This window comes from Kribbella sp. NPDC003505 (assembly GCF_040610875.1).
GTDB lineage: Bacteria > Actinomycetota > Actinomycetes > Propionibacteriales > Kribbellaceae > Kribbella.
Map to the genome: position 1 here is coordinate 79,206 of NZ_JBEXNA010000012.1, position 22,293 is coordinate 101,498.

At 67.6% G+C, this 22,293-nt stretch carries 15 protein-coding genes; all 15 read left to right on the top strand.

Annotated features, from left to right (window positions below; translation table 11 throughout):
- The first annotated feature begins 8 nt into the window (after positions 1-8).
- Complete coding sequence (locus ABZX12_RS33380; protein ID WP_355699435.1) at positions 9-1,346, top strand: MCE family protein; 1,338 nt, start codon at positions 9-11, stop codon at positions 1,344-1,346.
- A complete protein-coding gene (locus tag ABZX12_RS33385) occupies positions 1,343-2,374 on the top strand; it encodes an MlaD family protein (RefSeq protein WP_355699436.1) in 1,032 nt (343 codons plus the stop codon). Before ABZX12_RS33380 ends, ABZX12_RS33385 begins: the two co-directional genes overlap by 4 nt.
- A 160-nt stretch (positions 2,375-2,534) precedes the next feature.
- Positions 2,535-3,548 (top strand): MCE family protein, encoded by a 1,014-nt coding sequence (locus ABZX12_RS33390; protein WP_355699437.1) that lies wholly within the window; start codon positions 2,535-2,537, stop codon positions 3,546-3,548.
- Positions 3,548-4,735 carry an MCE family protein gene (locus tag ABZX12_RS33395; protein ID WP_355699438.1) on the top strand — a complete coding sequence of 396 codons (1,188 nt, stop codon included), beginning with the start codon at positions 3,548-3,550 and terminating at the stop codon, positions 4,733-4,735. The genes ABZX12_RS33390 and ABZX12_RS33395 overlap by 1 nt, the downstream gene beginning before the upstream one ends.
- Positions 4,732-5,961, top strand: coding sequence for an MCE family protein (locus tag ABZX12_RS33400; RefSeq protein ID WP_355699439.1), 1,230 nt, complete (start codon positions 4,732-4,734; stop codon positions 5,959-5,961). Before ABZX12_RS33395 ends, ABZX12_RS33400 begins: the two co-directional genes overlap by 4 nt.
- On the top strand, positions 5,958-7,250 hold the full coding sequence (locus ABZX12_RS33405; protein ID WP_355699440.1) for an MlaD family protein: 1,293 nt from the start codon (positions 5,958-5,960) through the stop codon (positions 7,248-7,250). The genes ABZX12_RS33400 and ABZX12_RS33405 overlap by 4 nt, the downstream gene beginning before the upstream one ends.
- A gap of 14 nt (positions 7,251-7,264) precedes the next feature.
- Positions 7,265-7,903: a hypothetical protein gene (locus tag ABZX12_RS33410; RefSeq protein ID WP_355699441.1), complete on the top strand. Its 639-nt coding sequence runs from the start codon at positions 7,265-7,267 to the stop codon at positions 7,901-7,903.
- Positions 7,903-8,583 carry a hypothetical protein gene (locus ABZX12_RS33415; protein WP_355699442.1) on the top strand — a complete coding sequence of 227 codons (681 nt, stop codon included), beginning with the start codon at positions 7,903-7,905 and terminating at the stop codon, positions 8,581-8,583. The genes ABZX12_RS33410 and ABZX12_RS33415 overlap by 1 nt, the downstream gene beginning before the upstream one ends.
- A 262-nt stretch (positions 8,584-8,845) precedes the next feature.
- On the top strand, positions 8,846-12,328 hold the full coding sequence (gene rpoB, locus ABZX12_RS33420; RefSeq protein ID WP_355699443.1) for a DNA-directed RNA polymerase subunit beta: 3,483 nt from the start codon (positions 8,846-8,848) through the stop codon (positions 12,326-12,328).
- Positions 12,329-12,394: 66 nt separating this feature from the next.
- Entirely contained in the window at positions 12,395-16,255 is a 3,861-nt protein-coding gene (locus ABZX12_RS33425) for a DNA-directed RNA polymerase subunit beta' (protein WP_355699444.1), read from the top strand.
- A 633-nt stretch (positions 16,256-16,888) separates the two neighbouring features.
- Complete coding sequence (locus ABZX12_RS33430; protein WP_355699445.1) at positions 16,889-18,199, top strand: nuclear transport factor 2 family protein; 1,311 nt, start codon at positions 16,889-16,891, stop codon at positions 18,197-18,199.
- Positions 18,192-18,953, top strand: coding sequence for a maleylpyruvate isomerase N-terminal domain-containing protein (locus tag ABZX12_RS33435; protein WP_355699446.1), 762 nt, complete (start codon positions 18,192-18,194; stop codon positions 18,951-18,953). The genes ABZX12_RS33430 and ABZX12_RS33435 overlap by 8 nt, the downstream gene beginning before the upstream one ends.
- Positions 18,954-19,229: 276 nt before the next feature.
- Positions 19,230-19,604, top strand: coding sequence for a 30S ribosomal protein S12 (gene rpsL, locus ABZX12_RS33440; protein WP_141854829.1), 375 nt, complete (start codon positions 19,230-19,232; stop codon positions 19,602-19,604).
- Entirely contained in the window at positions 19,604-20,074 is a 471-nt protein-coding gene (rpsG, locus tag ABZX12_RS33445; RefSeq protein WP_131286359.1) for a 30S ribosomal protein S7, read from the top strand. The genes rpsL and rpsG overlap by 1 nt, the downstream gene beginning before the upstream one ends.
- A 71-nt stretch (positions 20,075-20,145) precedes the next feature.
- Complete coding sequence (fusA, locus tag ABZX12_RS33450; RefSeq protein ID WP_355699447.1) at positions 20,146-22,257, top strand: elongation factor G; 2,112 nt, start codon at positions 20,146-20,148, stop codon at positions 22,255-22,257.
- The last annotated feature ends 36 nt before the right edge of the window (positions 22,258-22,293 follow it).

The window sequence follows — 22,293 nt, forward strand, 5'->3', positions numbered from 1 at the left end:
GAGGCCCCGTGACCAGACTGATCTCGCACAAGGTGCTGGGTGTCGCGTTCATCGGCGTGCTGGTGTTCCTGCTGTGGCTGACGTACGCGTTCTACGCCAAGGTCTTCACCAAGACCGTGAACGTCGAGCTGAAGACCAGCCACATCGGCCTGCAGCTGAACGAGCACGCGGACGTCAAGCTGCGCGGCATCATCGTCGGCGAGGTGCGCGGCGTTTCGACGGACGGCGACGAGGCGACCGTCGACCTGGCGCTCAAGCCCGATCAGGTGAACGAGATCTCCGCCGCGGTCAGCGCCCGGATCCTGCCGAAGACGCTGTTCGGCGAGAAGTACGTCGCGCTGGTGCCGCCGACCGGCACAGAAGCCGGCGGAGGCCGCCACATCAAGGCCGGCGACGTGATCAGCCGGGACAAGACCGCCGTCGGCATCGAGATCGAGAAGGTGCTGAACGACGCGCTGCCGCTGCTCCAGGCGGTCGACCCGGCCGACCTGAACGCCACGCTGAACACCCTTGCGACCGCGCTCGAGGGCCGCGGCGCCGAGATCGCCGGCACCCTCACCCAGCTCGACGGGTACCTGAAGAAGCTGAACCCGCACGTCCCGAAGCTGATGGACGCCCTCGCCAAGCTGACCCAGGTCGCGGACCTGTACGGCGACGCGACGCCGGACCTGGTCCGCGCGCTGCGGAACCTGACCATCACCGGCAACACGGTGGTCGAGAAGCAGAAGCAGCTGCAGCAGTTCTTCGTCGACGTGCAGAACCTGTCCAGCACCGGGAACACGTTCCTGAAGGACAACGAGGACCGGGTGATCCGGCTCGGCCAGGTCAGCCGCCCGGTGCTTGACCTGCTGGAGCGGTACTCACCCGAGGTGCCGTGTTTCCTGCAGGTGATGACCGACACCGCTCCGATCCTGAACGACACGTTCCGCGACGGCCGGCTGAACATCAACCTCGAGCTGATCACGAACCAGCCGACGCCGTACGAGCCGAACGAGAAGCCCGTGTACGCCGACCACCGCGGCCCGACCTGCGTCGGCAAGAACTACAGCCACCCGGGTTCGAAGCCGGGGCCGTACACCCAGGAGAACCCGGCGCCGTACATCACTGGTGACGACGGCGTGATCGGTGACCACAACAAGAACCAGCGCTTCCCGCTCAACCTGACGCTGAACCGGGCGATGCCGGGCTTCGCGATGGACACCCAGGGCGTCGGCACGCCGGCCGAGCAGGATGTCGTCAACTCGGTCGTCGGCCCGGAGATGGGCGTCCCCGCGAACGAGGTGCCCGACCTGACCACGCTGCTGGTCGGCCCGCTGCTCCGCGGAGGGCAGGTGAACCTGAAATGAGCCTGTTCGACAAGAAGACCACGTTCGACACCGTGCGGCTCGGGATCTTCGTGGTGGTGACCACGATCGCGACCGCGCTGCTCGCGGTGACGATCGGGAACATCAGCTTCAACCCGACCACGAAGTACCGGGCGGTCTTCACCGACGCGGTCGGGCTGAACCAGGGCGACGACATCCGGATCGCGGGTGTGAAGGTCGGCCAGGTCGACAAGATCCAGCTGTACCAGGACACGCTCGCGATGGTGACGTTCAGCGTCGACTCCGACCAGGTGATCGACACCTCCACGCACGCGACCCTGCGGTACCGGAACCTGGTCGGCAACCGCTACATCGCGCTCACCGACGGGATCGGCGGCGGCGACCGGCTGAAGAAGAACGGCGTCATCCCGAAGGAGCGGACGACGCCGGCGCTCGACCTGTCGGTGCTCTTCAACGGGTTCAAGCCGCTGTTCACCGCGCTCACGCCGGCGGACGTGAACCAGTTCGCGTTCGAGGTGATCAAGGTGCTGCAGGGCGAGGGCGGCACGATCGAGTCGCTGCTGGCCAAGACCGCGTCGCTGACCACCACGCTGGCCGACGCCGACCAGGTGATCGGCGACCTGATCACGAACCTGACCGGAACGCTGCAGATCGTCTCGCAGCGGCAGGCGAACTTCTCCCAGCTGCTCGTCAACCTGCAGCAGTTCATCACCGGCCTCAGCCAGGACATCACCCCGATCCTCGGCTCGCTGACCTCGATCAACTCGCTGAACACCAAGACCGCCGGCCTGCTGCAGCAGACCCGGGTGCCGATCAAGGCCGACCTGGACAAGCTCCGCGCGGTCGCCACCACGCTCGACGACACCCAGGCGATCTGGGTGAAGACCCTGCAGTTCATGCCGGAGAAGCTCAACACGATGACCCGCACCGCGTCGTACGGCTCCTGGTTCAACTTCTACCTGTGCAACTTCGACGGCAACGTCACGCTGCCCACCGGCACCCGCATCCCGGTCTCGTACCAGCTCAACTCAGCGAGGTGCCAAAAGTGACCCCCCTCGAATATTCGGCACGCATCTCCGGCGCCCAGGCGGGCACCTCGCTGCGTTGTCGTCGGGGCACGATGAAACCCGCATCGAGCCCCTCCTCCGCCTTGCGATGCACCCACCTGGACACCGGAGCTACGCACCAACATCCGAGGGGGGTCACTTCGTGAAACCCTTCCGCGAGCAGAACCAGGTGACGATCGGCGTGATCGGGCTGACCGTGATCGGCCTGATCATGCTGGCCGCGTTCAAGGCGCAGGACCTGCCGCTGATCGGCGGCGGCACGAAGTACTCCGCGCAGTTCTCCGAGGCGGGCGGCCTGAAGCCGAACGACGAGATCCGGGTCGCCGGCGTCCGGGTCGGCAAGGTCCGCAAGGTCGAGCTCGCCGGCACCCACGTCCGGGTCGAGTTCGTGGTCGACAAGGGCGTGAAGCTCGGCGACCAGACCGGCGCGGAGATGAAGATCAAGACGCTGCTCGGCCAGAAGTACCTGAAGCTGGACCCGGCCGGTTCCGGCGAGCTGAAGCCGGGCTCCGAGATACCGCTGGCCCGGACCATCTCGGCGTACGACGTCGTGGACGCCTTCACCGACCTGGCCAACACCACCGAGCGGATCAACACCGCGCAGCTGGCGAAGGCCCTGGACACGCTGTCGGCGACGTTCAAGAACACGCCGGAAGAGGTGCAGGCGTCGTTGACCGGCCTGTCCCGCCTGTCCCGGAACGTGGCCAAGCGCGACGAGCAGCTCAAACTGCTGCTCCAGCACTCGAACGTGGTCACCAAGGTCCTCGCCGACCGCAACCAGCAGCTGATCAAGCTGATGAAGGACGGCAACACCGTCTTCCAGGCCGTGCAGGCCCGGCGGGCGCTGATCCACCAGCTGCTGGTGTCGACGCAGAAGCTGTCCGCGCAGATCACCGCGCTGGTCCGGGAGAACCGCAAGGACCTCGGGCCGACGCTGCAGAAGGTCAACGCGGTGCTCGCCGTCCTCCTGCAGAACCAGAACTCGCTGGACGCGAGCATCAAGGGCCTGGCGCCGTTCGTCCGCGTCTTCACCAACACCCTCGGCACCGGGCCGTGGTTCGACACCTACCTGCAGAACCTGGTGCCGGTCCCGGAGATCCCGCTGCCGAAGGTGCCGATTCCCGGACTGCCGACGATCCTGGGAGGTGGCGGCTGATGAAGGTCAACGCACTGTCCCGGCTGATCGCCGTCGGCGTGGTCGTGGTGATCCTCGCGGTCAGCGTCGTGACGCTATGGCCGAAGCCCGAGCGGGTGACGGCGACGGCGTACTTCCCGCGTGCGGTCTCGGTCTACCCGGGGTCGGACGTGCGGATCCTCGGCATCAAGGTCGGCGAGGTGGAGAGCGTCACCCCGGCCGGCCGGACGGTCCGGGTGAAGTTCTGGTGGGAGGCCAAGCACAAAGTGCCCGCCACCGCGAAGGCGGTGATCGCGTCGCCGTCGATCGTCGCGGACCGGTACGTGCAGCTCACCCCGGCGTACTCCAAGGGCGCTGTGATGGCCGACGGCGCGCAGATCCCGATCGAGCGGACCGCCGTACCGCTGGAGCTCGACCAGATCTACCAGAGCCTCAACGACCTGTCGGTGGCGCTCGGGCCGAAGGGCGCGAACGACCAAGGCGCGCTGGCCCGGCTGCTGGACGTCTCGGCGAAGAACCTGAACGGCCAGGGCGCCAAGCTGAATCAGACCATCACCGACGTCTCCAAGCTGACCAGCACGCTGTCCGGGAACTCGTCGGCGTTGTTCAACACCATCCGGCAGCTGCAGACGTTCGTGTCCGCTCTGGCTGCGAACGACCAGCTGGTCCGCCAGTTCAACACGAACTTCGCCGCGGTCTCGACGACGCTCGCCGGCGAACGCAAGGACCTGGGCACGTCGCTGTCGCTGCTGGCGACCGCGCTCGGCGAGGTCGCGACGTTCGTCAAGGAGAACCGGACGCTGGTGAAGAACACGGTCTCCGGTGCCACCAAGCTGTCGCAGATCCTGGTCAACGAGAAGGCCGCGCTGGCGGAGGTGCTCGACACCGCGCCGCTCGGCCTCGGCAACCTGGCCCGGATCTACAACCCGCAGTTCGGCACGCTCGACCAGCGGATCAACCCCGGGCAGCTCGACGACCCGGCGACGTTCGTGTGCTCGCTGCTGCTGCAGGCGAACCAGCCGCTGTCGACGTGCTCGACGCTGAAGCCGGTCCTCGACGCGCTCGCCAAGCTGCCGCTGCTCGAGCAGCTGACCGGCACCGGGCCGACCAGCGGCGGCCCCGCCGGTACGCCGTGGGCGCCGAAGCCGCAGGCCCCGCTGAACAGTCCTGACCCGGTCGACCCGACGCTTGGGGGGCTGGTCCGATGAAGCGCCGTACGTCGATCGTGGCCGGAGTCGCGGCGCTCGCGATGCTGCTGAGCGGCTGTGACTTCAGCGTGTACTCGCTGCCGCTGCCCGGCGGCGCGAAGATCAAGGGGCCGTCGTACACGGTCACCGTCGAGTTCACCGACGTCCTCGACCTGGTGCCGAAGTCGACGGTGAAGGTCGACGACGTCACCGTCGGCACGGTCGAGAAGGTCTGGCTGGAGGGGTACGTCGCGAAGGTGCGGATCCGGCTGCCGAAGAGCCTCGACCTGCCGGACAACACACACGCCACGATCCGCCAGACCAGCCTGCTGGGCGAGAAGTTCGTGTCGCTGTCCCGGCCGACGGGGACCGAGAAGCCGCGCGGCAAGCTCGACAACGGCGAGCTGATCCCGCTGTCCAGGACGACCAGCAACGTCGAGGTCGAGGAAGTGCTGTCCGCGCTCTCGCTGCTGCTGAACGGCGGCGGCGTGGCCCAGCTGCAGATCATCACCCAGGAGCTGAACAAGGCGCTCACCGGCAACGAGCCGGCGATCCGCAGCGTGCTGACGCAGCTGAACACGTTCGTCGGCACCCTGGACCAGAACAAGGCGCGGATCGTCACCGCGATCAAGTCGGTGGACTTGCTGGCCAAGAAGCTGAATGCGCAGAAGGCGACGCTCGCGACCGCGATCGACTCGCTCCCGGCGTCGATCGCGACGCTGGACAAGCAGCGCGCCGCGCTGGTCAAGACGCTGCAGGCGCTGGCCACGTTGGGCAACACGGCGACCCGGGTGATCACCTCGGCCCAGAAGGACCTGGTGGCCAACCTGAAGTCGCTCTACCCGATCCTCACCAAGCTGGCCGAGGCGGGGGAGAACTTGCCGAAGTCGCTGGAGTTGCTGTTCACCTATCCGTTCCCCGACAACGCCGCCAAGGCCGCGAAGGGTGACTACACCAACCTCGGGATCACGCTCGACGTGAACACCAAGAAGGCACTCGACAACCTGCTCGGCATCCAGTTGCCGACGGCCGGCCCGACCGCGATCCCGACCGGCCGGATCAGCCTGCCGGTGCACCTGCCGACGAGTCAGGCGCCGGGCAGCGTCCTCCCGTCGCTGCCCGTCCCGACCGGGACCACGACGACCTGCATCACCGTGCTCGGGCTGCCGGTGTGCTCGCCGACGCTGAACCGGTCCGGGCTCGATCCCGACCTGGCGAGGGCCCTGATGCCGGGGGTGGTCGGATGATCACCAGAGCGGTCCGGATCCAGTTGATGGTGTTCCTGCTGATCACCGTCGTCGGCGTCGCGTTCGTCGGCGCCCGGTACGCCCAGATCGACAAGCTGATCGTCGACGACGACTACACGGTGAGCGCCAGCTTCGCCGAGTCCGGCGGCATCTTCACCGGCGCCGAGGTGACCTACCGCGGCCAGCCGGTCGGCCGGGTCGGTCAGCTGAAGCTGCTCAGCGACGGCGTCCAGGTGAACCTGGACATCGACAAGAAGGTCAAGATCCCGAACGACCTGCTCGCCGTGGTCGCGAACCGGTCCGCGATCGGCGAGCAGTACGTCGACCTGCAGCCGCGCCGCGACGGGGCGCCGTACCTGCAGGACAACTCGCGGATCGACCGCAGGGACACCGCGATCCCGATCGACACCACCGAACTGCTGCTGAACCTCGACCAGCTGGTGAACTCGGTCGACAAGAACAGCCTGCGGACCACGGTCCGCGAGCTCGGGACCGCGCTCAAGGGCAAGGGCACCGACCTGCAGAAGATCATCGACAGCTCCGGCAAGCTGATCGACGACGCGGACGCCAACGTGCTGCAGACGATCAAGCTGATCAACGACGGCGACACCGTGCTCGCCACCCAGGTGGCCAGCGGCGACGCGATCAAGACCTGGGCGAAGAACCTCGCGCTGCTGTCCGACACCCTGGTCAGCTCGGACGCCAACCTGCGCAAGGTCATCGACCAGGGCTCACTGGCATCCACGCAGGTCACGGGGCTGATCCAGGAGAACAGTGCGTCGATCGCGGTGCTCCTCGGTAACCTCCTGACGGTGAACGAACTGACCGCGGTCCGGCTGGACGCCGTCGAGCAGCTGCTGGTGGTGTACCCGGCGGTGTCGATGGGCGGCTACGTCGTACCGGCCAAGGACCCGGGCACCGGCCACTACGACGCGCACTTCGGCCTGGTCGTGGGGCTCCAGCCGCCGGCCTGCCGGCCCGGGTACGGCGGCACCGACAAGCGGGTCCCGCAGGACCTCAAGAACACCCCCGCGAACACGAAGGCCGGCTGTACGGCGAACCCGGGCAGCGGGATCAACGTCCGGGGCTCACAGAACAAGCCGACCCCGTCGTCGCGGGAGGACCTGAACCGCGGCGGGTACGGGATCGGCTACGACCCGGCGACCGGCGCCGCGGGCGGAACCGATGGGATGCCGCAGCTGACCCTGGGCTCCACCGGTGGACAGCAGGAGTTGCTCGGCAGCGACTCCTGGAAGGCACTCATCCTCGGACCGGTGACCGGCAAGTGAATAGGCCCTATCCGGTGATCCAGCGCCTACTGCGGGGCACTCGGCGCGGCACCTCGCCGCACGGGAGCGAAGGCCACGATGCGCCGCATCGAGACCTTCGCTCCCGCACGCCGAGCCACCACACCGAGCACCTCCTCGCTACGGCGCCGGATCACCGGATAGGGCCTACACGCAACGGCCGGCTCGTGCTGGCCTGGGCGCTCAGCGTCCTGCTCATCGTGGCGCTCGCGGGCCTCACGCTGTCGGTGGTCGCCCTGAGCAAGCAGCGGGCCGACGACTCGCAGCGCGACGGCGCGATGAAGGCCGCGCGGCAGCTCGCGCTGGACTTCACGACGTACGACTACAAGACGTCGGAGGCGGACTTCAAGCGCGTGACCGACGAGTCGACCGGGCAGTTCAAACAGGAGTTCGAGGCCGGGATCGCCGCGGTGAAGACCGAGGTCGTGACGAACAAGGCGACCTCCAAGGGCGACGTCAAGGAAGCGGCCGTGGTCTCGAACGACAAGGACTCCGCCCAGGTGCTGGTGATCGTGAACGCGGTGGTGACGAACACGGCCTCGGCCGAAGGCGTCCAGCGCCGCTACCGGATCAAGCTGGACATGGTCCGCGAGAAGGACCGCTGGCTGACCGCCGACCTCCAGGTGGTGGGCTGATGCCTGCGTCCCGCAACCGTCCCCGCATCGCCGGCCAGCGCCGGACGGCGAAACCGGACCAGCCGGAGGCGCCGGCCCCGGAGGTCGTCGAGCCCGAGGTGCTCGACGACGATGTGACCCCGACCACAGAGGAGCCCTCGGAGGGCTTTTCCGAGGAGTCGCCGGCAGCCGAAATCTCTACGGAGAGTGACCAGAAGCGGGGTCTCGGGGCCACGCTGACGGCCGCGCTCGCCGTGGTCGTCGTCCTCACGCTGACGGTCGCCGCCGTGCTCGGGGTCAAGGCCTGGCACGGCAAGCAGGCCGAGGACGCCCGCAGCCAGGCGGCTGCGGCCGGGCGGAAGGCGGCCGAGACGGCGCTCAGCTACGACTACCGCGACCTGGACAAGAGCTTCGCCGCGGCGCGGGCGACGATGACCCCGGACTTCGCCGCCAAGTTCGACGAGACCGCGAAGGTCGCCGGCGAACTGGCCACCAAGACCAAGGCGACGGTCAAGGCCGAGGTCCGCGAGGTCGGGGTCCGCGACGGCGACGCCGACCGGGTCACGCTGATCATCTTCGTCAACCAGACGACCACCAGCACGATCACGAAGGGTAGTCCCCGGGTGGACCTGAACCGGACCCGGTTCACCATGGTCCGAAACGGCGACCGATGGCTGGTCCAGGAGATCGCCGGACTGTAATCTCTTCCTAACTCCGCAACCTTTGGGGCGCCGGGTGTCTCGTGGGTGATCTACCCGCTGGAGACTCCGGGTCGGTCCTTGACGGAGAGGGTGGTCCGAGGCAAACTATTGGACCCCATTGGACAGGCTTGCCTGGATCATGTAGCCTATTGCTTTGCGCTGCCTTTCTCTCGCCTCTGCTCGGGTCTCCGACTTGACTGGGGCGGCTTGGCGTGCGCTCCCAGCACCGATGTGATTTTGCGAGCCCGTGGAAGGACGCCCCTTGGTCGCCTCGCGCAACCCCCAGTCCGACAGCATTTCCAACGTCACCGGCCCCCGCCGCATCTCCTTCGCAAAGATCTCCGAGCCGCTCCAGGTTCCGGATCTGCTTGCGCTGCAGGTGGACAGTTTCGACTGGCTGGTCGGTAACGAAACGTGGCAGGCCCGGGTGGCCGCCGCCGAGGCCGAGGGGCGGTCGGACCTGTCCGGCCCCAGCGGCCTGGAAGAGATCTTCGAGGAGATCTCCCCGATCGAGGACTTCAGCGGCACCATGTCGCTGTCGTTCCGCGACCACCGCTTCGAGCCGCCGAAGAACACGGTCGACGAGTGCAAGGAGCGCGACGTCACGTACTCCGCGCCGCTGTTCGTCACGGCCGAGTTCATGAACAACGAGACCGGCGAGATCAAGAGCCAGACCGTGTTCATGGGCGACTTCCCGCTGATGACCCGCAAGGGCACGTTCGTGATCAACGGCACCGAGCGCGTCGTCGTGTCGCAGCTCGTCCGTTCGCCCGGTGTGTACTTCGAGCGCACGCCGGACAAGACGTCCGACAAGGACATCTTCACCGCCAAGATCATCCCGTCGCGCGGCGCGTGGCTGGAGTTCGAGGTGGACAAGCGCGACATGGTCGGCGTCCGCCTCGACCGCAAGCGCAAGCAGAACGTCACCGTCCTGCTGAAGGCGCTCGGCTGGACCGACGCGCAGATCCTCGAGGAGTTCGGGGACTACGAGTCGATCCGCCTGACCCTGGAGAAGGACCACACCTCCGGCCAGGACGACGCGCTGCTGGACATCTACCGCAAGCTGCGTCCGGGTGAGCCGCCGACCCGCGAGGCCGCGCAGGCGCTGCTGGAGAACTACTACTTCAACGGCAAGCGCTACGACCTGGCCAAGGTCGGTCGCTACAAGATCAACAAGAAGCTCGGCCGGGACGAGGCGCACGACCAGGCGGTGCTGACCGTCGACGACATCGTCGCCACGATCAAGTACCTGGTCGCGCTGCACGAGGGCAAGACCGAGCTGCCGGCCCCGCGCGGCGAGATCGTGGTCGAAGAGGACGACATCGACCACTTCGGCAACCGTCGCCTGCGCACCGTCGGCGAGCTGATCCAGAACCAGCTGCGCACCGGCCTGGCCCGGATGGAGCGCGTGGTCCGGGAGCGGATGACGACCCAGGACGTCGAGGCGATCACGCCGCAGACCCTGATCAACATCCGTCCGGTGGTGGCGGCGCTGAAGGAGTTCTTCGGCACCTCCCAGCTGTCGCAGTTCATGGACCAGACCAACCCGGTCGCGGGCCTGACCCACAAGCGCCGGCTGAACGCGCTCGGCCCGGGTGGTCTGAGCCGTGAGCGGGCCGGCTTCGAGGTCCGTGACGTGCACCCGTCGCACTACGGCCGGATGTGCCCGATCGAGACCCCGGAAGGCCCGAACATCGGTCTGATCGGCTCGCTCGCGTCGTACGGCCGGGTGAACGCGTTCGGCTTCGTCGAGACGCCGTACCGCAAGGTCGTCGACGGCCAGGTCACCGACCAGGTGGACTACCTGACCGCCGACGAGGAGGACCGCTTCGTCATCGCGCAGGCGAACGCCGCGCTGAACGACGAGAACCGGTTCGCCGAGGAGCGCGTGCTGGTCCGTCGCCGGCACGGCGAGGTCGAGCTCGTGCCGGTCGAGGACGTGGACTACATGGACGTCTCGCCGCGCCAGATGGTGTCGGTGGCGACCGCGCTGATCCCGTTCCTCGAGCACGACGACGCCAACCGCGCGCTGATGGGTTCGAACATGCAGCGCCAGGCGGTGCCGCTGATCACCTCGGACGCCCCGCTGGTCGGTACCGGCATGGAGTTCCGCGGTGCGGTCGACGCCGGCGACGTGGTCGTGGCCGACAAGGCCGGTGTGGTCAAGGAGGTCTCGGCCGACCTGATCGAGGTCGCCGCCGACGACGGCACGTACCAGACCTACCGGATGGCGAAGTTCCGCCGCTCGAACCAGGGCACCTGCATCAACCAGCGCCCGCTGGTCGACGCCGGCGCGCGGGTCGAGATCGGTACGCCGCTGGCCGACGGTCCCTGCACCGACGAGGGCGAGATGGCCCTCGGCCGGAACATGCTGGTCGCGTTCATGACGTGGGAGGGCTACAACTACGAGGACGCGATCATCCTCAGCCAGCGCGTCGTGCAGCAGGACCTGCTGACCTCGATCCACATCGAGGAGCACGAGGTCGACGCCCGCGACACCAAGCTGGGCCCGGAGGAGATCACCCGGGACATCCCGAACGTCTCCGACGAGATGCTGTCCGACCTGGACGAGCGCGGCATCATCCGGATCGGCGCCGAGGTCACCACCGGTGACATCCTGGTCGGCAAGGTCACCCCGAAGGGCGAGACCGAGCTGACCCCGGAGGAGCGGCTGCTGCGCGCGATCTTCGGTGAGAAGGCGCGCGAGGTCCGCGACACGTCGCTGAAGGTCCCGCACGGCGAGGAGGGCACCGTCATCGGCGTCCGGGTCTTCGACCGGGACAACGGCGACGAGCTGCCGCCGGGCGTCAACCAGCTGGTCCGGGTGTACGTCGCCCAGAAGCGGAAGATCTCGGTCGGCGACAAGCTGGCCGGCCGGCACGGCAACAAGGGCGTCATCTCGAAGATCCTGCCGGTCGAGGACATGCCGTTCCTCGAGGACGGCACCCACGTCGACGTGATCCTGAACCCGCTGGGCGTGCCCGGCCGGATGAACGTCGGCCAGGTGCTGGAGACCCACCTCGGCTGGATCGCCTCCCGCGGCTGGGAGGTCGACCCGGAGAACCAGGAGGAGTGGGCGCAGCGGCTGATCAAGATCGGCGCCGGTGCGGCCGAGCCGATGACGAACGTCGCCACCCCGGTCTTCGACGGCGCCACCGAGGAAGAGGTCACCGGCCTGCTGTCCTCGACGCTGCCGAACCGCGACGGCGTCCGGATGGTCAACGGGCAGGGCAAGGCGAAGCTGTTCGACGGCCGTTCGGGTGAGCCGTTCCCGGACCCGATCGGTGTCGGCTACATGTACATGCTGAAGCTGCACCACCTGGTCGACGACAAGATCCACGCGCGCTCGACCGGTCCGTACTCGATGATCACGCAGCAGCCGCTGGGCGGTAAGGCCCAGTTCGGCGGCCAGCGGTTCGGCGAGATGGAGGTGTGGGCCCTGGAGGCCTACGGTGCCGCCTTCGCGCTGCAGGAGCTGCTGACCATCAAGTCCGACGACGTCGTCGGGCGGGTCAAGGTGTACGAGGCGATCGTCAAGGGCGAGAACATCCCGGAGCCGGGTATCCCGGAGTCCTTCAAGGTTCTGGTCAAGGAAATGCAGTCCCTCTGCCTCAATGTCGAGGTGCTCTCGTCCGACGGAAGCCGGGTCGAGATGCGCGACAGCGAGGAGGACGTCTTCCGGGCGGCGGAGGAACTGGGCATCGACCTGTCCCGGCGGGAGCCGAACAGCGTCGAGGAGGTCTGAGCGGGTTGCCGTTCGACATCAACAACCGACTCACTCAGACCCCTTGTATTTAGGAGATAACACATCGTGCTCGACGTGAACTTCTTCGACGAGCTTCGGATCGGCCTGGCCACGGCGGACGAGATCCGCCAGTGGTCGCACGGCGAGGTCAAGAAGCCGGAGACGATCAACTACCGGACCCTCAAGCCCGAGCGTGACGGTCTGTTCTGCGAGAAGATCTTCGGTCCCACCCGGGACTGGGAGTGCTACTGCGGCAAGTACAAGCGCGTTCGCTTCAAGGGCATCATCTGCGAGCGGTGTGGCGTCGAGGTCACCCGCTCCAAGGTGCGCCGGGAGCGGATGGGCCACATCGAGCTGGCTGCGCCGGTCACCCACATCTGGTACTTCAAGGGTGTCCCGTCGCGGCTCGGCTACCTGCTCGACCTCGCCCCGAAGGACCTGGAGAAGGTCATCTACTTCGCGGCGTACATGATCACCGACGTCGACGACGAGGCCCGGCACCGCGACCTGTCCTCGCTCGAGGGCCGGGTGGACGTGGAGCGCAAGCAGCTCGAGAACCGTCGTGACAACGACATCGAGCAGCGGATGAAGAAGCTCGAGGAGGACCTGGCGCAGCTCGAGAACGAGGGCGCCAAGGCCGACGTACGCCGCAAGGTCAAGGAAGGCGCCGAGCGTGAGGTCAAGCAGCTGCGCGACCGTGCGCAGCGCGAGATCGACCGCCTCGACGAGGTCTGGACCCGGTTCAAGAACCTGAAGGTCCAGGACCTGGAGGGCGACGAGATCCTCTACCGCGCCATGAAGGAGCGGTTCGGCAAGTACTTCGAGGGCGCCATGGGCGCCGCCGCGATCCAGCGCCGGCTGGAGACCTTCGACCTGAAGGCCGAGGCGGACAACCTGCGCGAGACGATCAAGACCGGCAAGGGGCAGCGCAAGACCCGCGCCCTGAAGCGGCTCAAGGTCGTCACCGCGTTCCTGGCGACCAACAACAGCCCGATGGGCATGGTGCTGGACTGCGTCCCGGTGATCCCGCCGGACCTGCGCCCGATGGTGCAGCTCGACGGTGGCCGGTTCGCGACCTCGGACCTGAACGACCTGTACCGCCGCGTGATCAACCGGAACAACCGGCTCAAGCGACTGCTCGACCTGGGTGCGCCGGAGATCATCGTCAACAACGAGAAGCGGATGCTGCAGGAGGCCGTCGACGCGCTGTTCGACAACGGCCGCCGCGGCCGTCCGGTCACCGGCCCGGGCAACCGGCCGCTGAAGTCGCTGTCCGACATGCTCAAGGGCAAGCAGGGCCGTTTCCGTCAGAACCTGCTCGGCAAGCGCGTCGACTACTCCGGCCGTTCGGTCATCGTGGTCGGCCCGCAGCTGAAGCTGCACCAGTGCGGTCTGCCGAAGGCGATGGCGCTGGAGCTGTTCAAGCCGTTCGTGATGAAGCGGCTGGTCGACCTCAACCACGCGCAGAACATCAAGTCCGCCAAGCGGATGGTGGAGCGTCAGCGCGCCCAGGTCTGGGACGTGCTGGAAGAGGTCATCACCGAGCACCCGGTGCTGCTGAACCGTGCGCCTACGCTGCACCGGCTCGGCATCCAGGCGTTCGAGCCGCAGCTGATCGAGGGCAAGGCGATCCAGATCCACCCGCTCGTCTGCTCCGCGTTCAACGCGGACTTCGACGGTGACCAGATGGCGGTGCACCTGCCGCTGTCGGCCGAGGCGCAGGCCGAGGCCCGGATCCTGATGCTGTCGACGAACAACATCCTGAAGCCGGCCGACGGTCGCCCCGTCACCATGCCGACCCAGGACATGATCATCGGCATCTACTTCCTGACCATGCTGAAGGAAGGCGCCAAGGGCGAGGGCCGGGCGTTCAGCTCGGTGGCCGAGGCCGTGATGGCCTTCGACCGCAACGAGCTGTCGCTGCAGGCCAAGATCACCATCCGGCTGGACGGGTCGGCCGCTCCGGCCGACGCGACCGCGCTGCCGGACGGCGGGTTCTCGCTGGAGACCACGCTGGGCCGGGCGCTGTTCAACGAGGCGCTGCCGGCGGACTACCCGTTCGTCGACACCGAGGTGGGCAAGAAGCAGCTCGGCGGGATCGTCAACGACCTGGCCGAGCGGTACACCAAGGTCGAGGTGGCGCACGCGCTGGACGCGCTGAAGGACCTCGGTTACTACTGGTCCACCCGTTCGGGTGTCACGGTGTCGATCGACGACTTCAGCACGCCGCCGAGCAAGCCCGAGATCATGGCCCGGTACGAGTCCCAGGCCGAGAAGGTCCAGAAGCAGTTCGAGCGGGGTCTGATCACCTCGTCCGAGCGGCGTCAGGAGCTGATCGAGATCTGGACCGGCGCCAACGCCGAGGTCGGTAAGGCGATGGAGGAGAACTTCGCCAAGGACAACCCGATCTGGATGATGGTGCACTCCGGTGCCCGAGGCAACATGATGCAGATCCGGCAGATCTCCGGTATGCGTGGTCTGGTGGCCAACCCGAAGGGCGAGATCATCGCCCGGCCGATCAAGTCCAACTTCCGTGAGGGCCTGTCGGTGGTCGAGTACTTCATCGCCACCCACGGCGCCCGGAAGGGTCTGGCCGACACCGCGCTGCGGACCGCCGACTCGGGGTACCTGACCCGGCGTCTGGTGGACGTCTCGCAGGACGTGATCATCCGCGAGGAGGACTGCGGGACCGAGCGGGGCCTGCCGAAGCAGATCGGCGAGAAGGGCCCGGACGGCAAGGTCGTGCACGCCGAGAACGTGGAGACCAGCGCGTACGCGCGGACCCTGGCCACCGACGCCCTGGACGCCGACGGCAACGTCGTGCTCGCCGGCGGCTCGGACCTGGGCGACGTGTCGATCGCGAAGCTGGTCGCGGCCGGCCTCGAAGAGGTCAAGGTCCGGTCGGTGCTCACCTGTGACGCCAAGACCGGTACCTGCGCGAAGTGCTACGGCCGTTCGCTGGCGACCGGCAAGCCGGTCGACATCGGCGAGGCGGTCGGCATCATCGCGGCCCAGTCCATCGGTGAGCCGGGTACGCAGCTGACGATGCGGACCTTCCACACCGGCGGTGTCGCGGGTGATGACATCACCCACGGTCTGCCGCGTGTCGTCGAGCTCTTCGAGGCGCGTCAGCCCAAGGGCAAGGCGCCGATCTCGGAGGCCGCGGGCCGGATCTCGATCGAGGACACCGACAAGACCCGGAAGCTGGTGCTGACGCCGGACGACGGGTCCGAGGAGGTCGCCTACCCGGTCTCCAAGCGCGGTCGCCTGCTGATCGAGGAGGGCCAGCACGTCGAGGTCGGCCAGCAGCTGACGCAGGGTACGCCGGACCCGCAGGAGGTTCTGCGGATCCTGGGTGTCCGCAAGGCGCAGGAGCACCTGGTGGACGAGGTCCAGGAGGTGTACCGGTCGCAGGGTGTGGCCATCCACGACAAGCACATCGAGATCATCGTCCGGCAGATGCTGCGCCGGGTCACGGTGATCGAGTCGGGCGACGCTCAGCTGCTGCCGGGCGAGCTCGCGGACCGCGTCACCTTCGAGGCGGAGAACCGCCGCGTGGTGGCCGAGGGCGGTACGCCGGCCTCGGGCCGTCCGGTGCTGATGGGTATCACCAAGGCCTCGCTGGCGACCGAGTCGTGGCTGTCGGCCGCCTCCTTCCAGGAGACGACCCGCGTCCTCACCGAGGCCGCGATCCACGGCAAGTCCGACTCGCTGGTCGGTCTGAAGGAGAACGTCATCATCGGAAAGCTGATCCCGGCGGGTACCGGCATGGACCGGTACCGCAACATCCGGGTGGAGCCCACCGAGGAGGCGAAGGCCGCGATGTACTCGATGGTCGGCTACGAGTCGTACGACTACGACTTCGGCCCGTCCAGCGGTCAGTCGGTCCCGCTCGACGACTTCGACCTCGGTTCCTACCAGAACTGAGCGCAGTCACACCGCCGAGGGCGGCACTTCCCTGCCGGGAGGTGCCGCCCTCGCGGCGTTTCCGAACACCGCACCGCCGGGACTCCCGGCTGCCCCAGCACCCTGCGACGCCGTTTCATTCGAGGGGATATCCCCTCGAGTGCTGGGTTCTCCACTCGTACACCAGAGGAGAACCCCCAACTCCAGTGGATATCCACTGCAGTTGTCGACGGGGTCGGCGACGAACGGGGCCCAGACGACGTCCCCACGCCGCTCTTCGGACCCAGTTTCAGGGCGCACTGCCCGTCGAACCCCAAACCCGCCGGACGCGCCGCGGGACTTGCTGCCGGACCTGCCGCCCCGGACGACGCTCTGGTCGGGCCATCTGGTCGGGCGCACGTCATGAGTACGCCTTCACGGGGAGGGGTTGCCTACTCAGATGGAGGGTTGCCTCGTGGGATTCTGAGTGGGCAAGCCTCCAACTCGGTGGGCAACCCCTGGACACCAGAGCACCGCTCGCTGCACGGGTCGACCTCCGAAGGGGCGTGGCGGACAGGGCGGGGTCGCGGGAACGGAGGGCCGGTACGACGGGTGCCAGAAAAGACACTCGGGGTGGCGGCTGAAAGTGTGGGCGGGATGCGCCAAGATTGGTCCATGACGGATCTGCCGGCCTACCTGCGGCCTTTCGTCCTGGGGGTTCTGGAAGGTTCTGACGTACGCGTCGATCGCCTGGGGGAGATCGACCTGTACCGCCCGCCCGGTACCGCCCGAGGCGGCGCAATTCTCTTCGTGCACGGGGGACCCGGACCGGCGAACCTCGAGGTGATGCCTCGGGACTGGCCGGTCTACAAGGGTTATGCAACCGCTGCCGCCAGGCGTGGCCTGGTGTCGGCGGTGGTCGACCACAGCCTGATTCACGGCCTGGACCGACTGGTCGCGGCCGCGGACGAGGTGGAGGCTGCGGTCGGCGTACTGCGTTCCGATCCACGCGTCGATCCCGATCGGGTCGGCCTGTGGTTCTTCTCGGGCGCCGGCCTGCTCGCCGGGGAGTGGCTGGACAGCCGCCCCGACTGGCTGCGTTTCGTCGCCCTGACGTACCCCCTGCTCGCCACCCCGCCCGGTGTCGACGACCTGGTAACCGCTGCCGAGGTGATCGGCAAACACAAGGACCTGCCGGTTTTGCTGACCAGAGCTGGACTCGAGCGTGAGGAGCTCGCCGGTCCGGTAGCGGAGTTCGTCTCCGCGGGCGGCGCCGCGCTGGACATCATCGACGTACCGAAAGGGCACCACGGGTTCGACATGCTCGACCACACCGAAGAATCACGCGCCGCCGTCACCAAGGCCCTGGACTGGGCGATCGCCCACCTCGGCGAGGAACCCGGCGACGCCACCAAGCTCCTCGTCCCGCCTCCGACCAAGAAGAAGACCACGTCGACCCGCCGTACGACGTCCACCGCCAAGGCAACCGTCGCGGTGAAGACGCCGCCGGCCCCGGCTGACGCCGCTACTCAGCCGGACCCCGTCGTCACCACGCCTGTCCCGCCCGCACCCGTCACACCTGCACCTGTCACGCCCGCGCCGGTGGCCGCTCAGGCCCCGTTGGCCGATCTGGGCTTCGCGACGGTCGCGGCCGTCACCGCCGACACCCCGGCCGCGCGGGTGATCGCCCGTGAACACACCGCGTACGCCGCCCACGATCTCGAGGCCTTCCTGGCCATGTACTCGCCGACCGCCCGGATCCTGCGCGCTGACGGCTCCGAACTGAAGGGCCGCCGGTTCCTGCGCGAGTTCTACCGGCCGCGCTTCGACGCCGGCGAGTGCAAGACCGAGGTCGTCCAGCGGCTGTCGCTGGGGGAGTGGGTGGTCGAGCACGTCGTCAGCTACGTGGACGGCGGATCGACCCCGCAGTTGGCCCTGTACCGGGTCGTCGACGGGTTGATCACCGACGTCGAGTTCCGTGTCTGACCAACCGATCGACCATCTGACCGAGTTCGAGCGGGTGGCCGCGGAGTTCGCGGCCGCCCTCGAACGGGTCGACCCGGAGGCGGCGGTCCCGGCCTGCCCCGGCTGGACGGTCGCCGACCTGGCCCTGCATCTGGGGTCGGGACAGCGCTGGGCGGCGTCGATCCTGCTGTCCGGCACCGCCCAGAGGGTGCCGGAGGTGCTCCGTACGACGATCTCCTGGGCGGACTGGTACGCCGGGACGAGCGCGGCCCTGGCGGCAGCGCTCCGGGCGGTCGATCCGGACGAGCCCTGCTGGAACTTCGCCCCGGTCGACCAGCGAGCCGGCTTCTGGGCTCGGCGGCGCCTGCATGAGACGGCCGTCCACCTCGTGGACCTGCTCCAGGCCGAGGTGACGACGGGCGATCGGCCCGGGGCGCGGCCGGACGTCGTCCGGCCGGCCGTCGCGGCCGACGGAGTGGACGAGGTGTTCGAGGTCTTCCTGCCCCGGATGCTGGCCCGCGGATTCGCGCCGGCGGTCACCCGGCAGATCGGCGTCCGGGCTGTCGACACGGGTGACGAATGGACGCTGACGCCTGTGTCACAAGGGATTGCGCCGCGGGTGGAGCATGCGAAGGCGGTGGGCGAGGCGGTCCTCTCGGGCACCGCCGCGGACCTCGGCCTGTGCCTGTGGAAGCGCTTGCCACCGACCGTTCTGACGGTCACCGGAGACCGGGCGGCGGCCACTGATTTCCTGGCCGGCAGAGCCACTCCGTAAGCCTTGTACACTGGAAGGGCGGAAGGCTCGCTACCGTGGTCGACTACTCATTTTGACCGTGCTAGGGGCACCCGCTAGTCTTAACGATCGTGCCCGGGGTCTTTCCTGGGCCGTCATGCGTGCCCCTCGTCCAACGGGTCGGGCCGCGTGGCACGGGACTCCTGCCGACAGTCTGGAAGATTACGGCTTCGGTCTGCTCGTGCGCACGCGACACACCCGACCGCGGGGGTCAGGTAAAAGCAACAAACCCAGCCGGACGACAGAAAGAGCTACGCGGTGCCCACCATTCAGCAGCTGGTCCGCAAGGGCCGCCAGGACAAGGTGTCCAAGAACAAGACGCCGGCCCTGAAGGGTTCCCCTCAGCGTCGTGGTGTGTGCACGCGCGTCTACACGACCACGCCGAAGAAGCCGAACTCGGCGCTTCGCAAGGTTGCGCGTGTCCGCCTGACCAGCGGCATCGAGGTCACCGCCTACATCCCCGGCGTCGGCCACAACCTGCAGGAGCACTCGATCGTGCTCGTCCGTGGCGGTCGTGTGAAGGACCTCCCGGGTGTCCGGTACAAGATCATCCGCGGTTCGCTCGACACCCAGGGTGTGAAGAACCGGAAGCAGGCTCGCAGCCTGTACGGCGCGAAGAAGGAGAAGAGCTAATGCCGCGCAAGGGCCCCGCCCCGAAGCGCCCGGTCATCATCGACCCGGTCTACAGTTCGCCGCTCGTCACCCAGTTGATCTCCAAGATCCTGGTCGACGGCAAGAAGCAGATCGCGCAGAGCATCGTGTACAGCGCGCTCGAGGGCACTCGCACCAAGACCGGCACCGACCCGGTGATCACGCTCAAGCGTGCGCTGGACAACGTGAAGCCGAGCATCGAGGTGAAGAGCCGCCGCGTCGGTGGTGCCACCTACCAGGTGCCGATCGAGGTGAAGCCCGGCCGGTCCACCACGCTGGCGCTGCGCTGGCTGACGACGTACTCCCGCGCACGTCGCGAGAAGACCATGTCCGAGCGGCTGATGAACGAGATCCTGGACGCGTCCAACGGTCTCGGTGCGTCGGTGAAGCGCCGCGAGGACACGCACAAGATGGCCGAAGCCAACAAGGCTTTCGCCCACTACCGCTGGTGATCCGGGGTCCGATCCGGACCCCAGCGTTCACCCCTTTGACGCAGTACAGAATCGAGAGGTAGACCACCGAGGTGGCCGTACAAATCACCACCGACCTGGCCAAGGTCCGCAACATCGGGATCATGGCCCACATCGACGCCGGCAAGACGACGACGACCGAGCGGATCCTCTTCTACACCGGTATCACCTACAAGATCGGTGAGGTCCACGAGGGCGCCGCCACGATGGACTGGATGGAGCAGGAGCAGGAGCGCGGCATCACGATCACGTCCGCCGCGACGACCTGCACCTGGAAAGACCACACCATCAACATCATCGACACCCCGGGCCACGTCGACTTCACCGTCGAGGTGGAGCGTTCGCTGCGCGTGCTCGACGGCGCGGTCGCGGTGTTCGACGGTGTGGCCGGTGTGGAGCCGCAGTCCGAGACCGTCTGGCGTCAGGCGGACCGGTACGGCGTACCCCGCATCTGCTTCGTGAACAAGCTGGACCGCACCGGCGCCGAGTTCATGCGCTGCGTCGACATGATCAAGGACCGCCTGGCCGCGGTGCCGCTGGTCATGCAGCTGCCGATCGGGGCCGAGGCCGACTTCATCGGCGTCGTCGACCTGGTGGGTATGCGCGCGCTGACCTGGCGTGGCGAGACCAAGATCGGTGAGGACTACACGGTCGAGGAGATCCCGGCCAGCCACACCGAGCTGGCCGCCGAGTGGCGCGACAAGCTGATCGAGACGCTGGCCGAGGCCGACGACGAGGTCATGGAGCAGTACCTCGAGGGCGAGGAGCCGACCCAGGAGCAGCTCGTGGCGGCCATCCGTCGCGCGACCCTGGCGAGCAAGCTCACCCCGGTGCTGACCGGTACCGCGTTCAAGAACAAGGGCGTCCAGCCGCTGCTCGACGCGGTCAACGCCTACCTGCCGAGCCCGATCGACGTCCCGGCCATCGAGGGCCACGACGTCAAGGACTCCGACCAGGTCGTGCTGCGCAAGCCGGACGACAGCGAGCCGTTCTCGGCGCTGGCGTTCAAGATCGCCGCGGACCCGCACCTGGGCAAGCTGACCTTCATCCGGGTGTACTCGGGCAAGCTCGAGACCGGCACCCAGGTGCTGAACCCGACCAAGGGTCGCAAGGAGCGGATCGGCAAGATCTACCGGATGCACGCGAACAAGCGTGAGGAGATCGCGTCGATCGGCGCCGGCCACATCGTCGCCGTGATGGGTCTGAAGGACACCACCACGGGTGAGACGCTGGCCGACCCGTCGAACCCGGTCGTGCTGGAGTCGATGCAGTTCCCGGCCCCGGTCATCTCGGTCGCCATCGAGCCGAAGTCGAAGGCCGACCAGGAGAAGCTGGGCGTCGCGATCCAGCGGCTCGCCGAGGAGGACCCGACCTTCCAGGTCCGGACCGACGAGGACACCGGCCAGACGATCATCGCCGGTATGGGCGAGCTGCACCTCGAGGTGCTGGTCGACCGGATGAAGCGCGAGTTCCGCGTCGAGGCCAACGTCGGCAAGCCGCAGGTCGCCTACCGCGAGACCATCAAGAAGAAGGTCGAGAAGGTCGACTACACGCACAAGAAGCAGACCGGTGGTTCGGGTCAGTTCGCGCGCGTGATCATCGACATCGAGCCGACGTCGGTCGAGGCCGGCGGCGAGGGTGGCTACGAGTTCGTCAACGCCGTCACCGGTGGCCGCATCCCCCGGGAGTACATCCCGTCGGTGGACGAGGGCGCCCAGGAGGCGATGGAGTTCGGCGTACTGGCCGGCTACCCGATGGTGGACGTCAAGGTGACGCTGCAGGACGGCGCGTACCACGACGTCGACTCCTCCGAGCTCGCGTTCAAGATCGCTGGTTCGATGGCCTTCAAGGATGCCGCCCGCCGGGCGAATCCGGTCATCCTGGAGCCGATGTTCGCGGTCGAGGTCACCACGCCCGAGGACTACATGGGTGAAGTGATCGGCGACCTCAACTCCCGCCGTGGCCAGATCCAGTCGATGGACGAGGGCCCCGGTGGCAGCCGGGTCGTGAAGGCCCTGGTGCCGCTGTCGGAGATGTTCGGGTATGTCGGTGACCTGCGGTCGAAGACCCAGGGCCGCGCGTCCTACTCGATGCAGTTCGATTCCTACGCCGAGGTTCCGAAGAACGTGGCGGAAGAGATCATCAAGAAGGCCCGGGGCGAGTAGTCTCTCGCTCCTGACCACCACACCCCAAGCGCGTCG